Here is a 2,859-nt window from a genome sequence, read left to right as displayed (position 1 = left end):
GGCGCACCTGCGCGATGAGCCATTCCCAGAAGTCGGCCGGTTTGGTGTGCGGATTGTCGACCCGGAAGATGGTGACTCCCAAGGCGATCCAGTGCCGCACGACGCCCAGGACGGCGGCGTAGAGCCCGTCCGGATCGTTGTCGAAATCCAGCGGGTAGATGTCCTGATATTTCTTCGGCGGATTCTCCGCGAACGCGATGGTGCCGTCGGGGAGGGTGGTGAACCATTCCGGATGGCTGCGCACCCACGGGTGGTCGGGCGCGCACTGCAGCGCCAGATCCAGCGCCACCTCGAGACCGAGTTCGCCTGCGGCACGGACGAATTCGGCGAAATCCGCCTCGGTCCCCAGGAGCGGGTGGACGGCGTCGTGGCCGCCTTCGGCCGAGCCGATCGCCCAGGGGGAACCGAAATCATCGGGACCGCAGGTCAGAGAGTTGTTGGGGCCCTTGCGATTCACCGTTCCGATCGGGTGGATCGGCGGCAGGTAGACGACATCGAAACCCATGGCCGCGATGCGTGGCAGTTCTTTCGTCGCGGTGGCGAAGGTGCCGTGCACCGGATTTCCGTCGGCGTCCCAGCCGCCGGTGGAGCGGGGGAAGAATTCGTACCACGAGCCGACCAGCGCTCGCCGCCGCTCGACCAGCACGGTGTGGGCCGGACCGCGGGTCACCAGATCGCGCAGCGGCGTCTCGCGCAGAATCTCGGCCACCTCGGCGCTGAAGGCGGGTGCCACCCGCGCCGGCAGTTGCCCGTCGCTGCGCAGCGCGGCCGCGGCGGCGCGCAATTTCTCCCACTGGCGTTTCGGCACCGCCTGGGCCGCCCGTTCGAACAGCCGGGCACCGATCTCGAGATCGTTGGCCAGATCCGCCGCGCTCTGGCCGACGGCGAGTTTCGCCTCGACCGCGGCCCGCCACCCGGTGATCGGATCGCCCCAGCCTTCGACGCGAAAGGTCCACAGCCCCGGCGTATTCGGGGTGAAGACCGCGTTGAAGACATCGGGTTCGAACTCGGGCGCCATCCGGATCCGCTGGGTGCGTCCGCCGCCCGGTCCGCGCACGGCCAGAGTGGCCGCCACCGCGTCGTGGCCCTCGCGCCACACCACGGCTCGTACCGGCACCACCTCGCCGACCACGGCCTTGGCCGGATATCCGCCCGCGACGGCCGGGGCGGTGTCATCGATGGCGATGCGACCGGTCACGGCACCAACCGTACCGGTAGTCCGGGCGCGACCACGAACACGCGCGACGTGGGCCTGGGCGATTGCGGGCCGGAGGTGCCCGTGGCAGACTTTCCGGGGCGTTGGTTCCGTTTCTGTGGACGCCGGTGCGCACTACCGGCACGAACGAATTCGCCGAGAGAGCCGAGAGAAAGGGAATTGCGCATGACAGCGGTGCAGGGGCAGGCCGTGGAGATCGCGACGCCCGACGGTGTCGCCGACGCGTACGTCACCTATCCCGCGGCGGGCGGGAAGTACCCCGGTGTGTTGCTGTACATGGACGCGTTCGGACTGCGTCCGAGCCTGCGCGCGCTGGCCGACGATGTCGCCGCGGCCGGATACACGGTGCTGGTGCCCAACGTCTTCTACCGGCACGGCCGGGCGCCGCTGGTCGAGCTGCCGGATTTCATCGACCCGCAGCAGCGTCCGGACCTGTTCGCCACGATCGTCCCGATGCTGCGGGAACTCACCCGCGATCTCGTGGTCCGCGACGCCGGTGCCTATCTGGACTGGCTCACGGCGTTCGAGCACACGGCCGACGGGCCGATGGCCACCGCCGGCTACTGCATGGGCGGCCGGTTGACGGTGTACACGGCCGGCGCGTTCGGTGACCGAATCGCGGCCGCGGCCGGATTCCACACCGGGGGATTGGTCGTCGACGGCCCCGACAGCCCGCATCTCGCCGTCGAGAGTGCCACGGCGGAAATGTATTTCGGCCATGCCGACCAGGACCGCTCGCTGACGCCCGACCAGATCGAGACGTTCGACAAGGCGCTGGCCGCGGCCGGAGTGCGCTACCGCACCGAGGTCTACCCCGGCGCACACCACGGTTACACCCAGACCGACACCGCGGCCTACGACCGCGAAGCCGATGCGCGGCACCGGCGCGAACTGCTGGCCCTGCTCGCTCGGACGCTGCGGGGATAACACCTTTCGCAGCAGGTCAGCGCGCTGGCCCGGTCTCGGCGTGCGGGGTGCGGCCCGATACCGCCGTGTAGGGTCTACCCGGTGAAGGCATTGCGTCGTTTCACCGTTCGTGCCCATCTGCCACAGCGGTTGGCCGCCCTCGGTGAGCTGGCCGCCAATCTGCGGTGGTCGTGGCACGGGCCTACTCAGGATGTGTTCGCGCAGCTGGATCCCGAGTTGTGGGCGCGGGTCGGCCGCGATCCGGTGCGGATGCTCGGCGAGGTGGACGCGGAGCGGCTCGACGAGTGGGCCGCGGACCCCGATTATCAGGCGGCCGTCGACGCCGCCGAGGCCGACCTGCGGGACTATCTGACCAGACCCAGCTGGTTCGCCGAACATAACGCCGCGCAACCGCAAACCCCGGCGCCGCGCGGTATCGCCTACTTCTCCATGGAATTCGGTGTGACCGAGGTGCTGCCGAATTACTCGGGCGGGCTGGGAATTCTGGCCGGTGACCATCTCAAGGCGGCCTCGGATCTGGGCTTGCCGCTGATCGGCGTCGGCCTGCTGTATCGGTCGGGCTATTTCCGGCAGTCGCTCACCGCCGACGGCTGGCAGGCCGAGCGCTATCCCGACCTCGATCCGCAAGGTCTGCCGCTGCGACTGCTGGCCGAGGAGGGCGCCCCGGTGCTCGTCCACGTGCCCATGCCCGAGAGCCGGGTGCTGCGCGCCCGGGT

3 protein-coding genes are annotated in these 2,859 nt (G+C 69.5%); 2 read left to right on the top strand and 1 reads right to left on the bottom strand.

The genetic code is table 11. The features are described 5' to 3' along the window. Positions 1–1,198, bottom strand: a 1,198-nt coding sequence (locus A5780_RS12300; RefSeq protein WP_156769471.1) for a maltotransferase domain-containing protein, incomplete at its 3' end; no start/stop codon positions are given. A gap of 183 nt (positions 1,199–1,381) precedes the next feature. Between A5780_RS12300 and A5780_RS12295 the strand changes: the two genes are divergently transcribed. Together A5780_RS12295 and A5780_RS12290 are read left to right on the top strand one after the other, a co-directional pair. Next, the gene (locus A5780_RS12295; protein ID WP_064908484.1) at positions 1,382–2,143 is read left to right on the top strand and encodes a dienelactone hydrolase family protein; all 762 of its coding nucleotides are present in this window, start codon (positions 1,382–1,384) and stop codon (positions 2,141–2,143) included. Between the two features lie 81 nt (positions 2,144–2,224). Then, positions 2,225–2,859: DUF3417 domain-containing protein (locus A5780_RS12290; RefSeq protein ID WP_156769470.1), on the top strand; the 635-nt coding region annotated here is incomplete at its 3' end.

It is taken from the genome of Nocardia sp. 852002-20019_SCH5090214 (assembly GCF_001665865.1).
In the GTDB taxonomy this organism is placed as follows: domain Bacteria; phylum Actinomycetota; class Actinomycetes; order Mycobacteriales; family Mycobacteriaceae; genus Nocardia; species Nocardia nova.
Note: the sequence above shows the minus strand (reverse complement) of the source record. Positions and strands in the feature narration are given on the sequence as shown.

Coding starts and splice junctions, on each gene's coding strand:
- A5780_RS12295 (WP_064908484.1), top strand. CDS start 1,382: ATGACAGCGGTGCAGGGGCAGGCCGTGGAGATCGCGACGCCCGACGGT.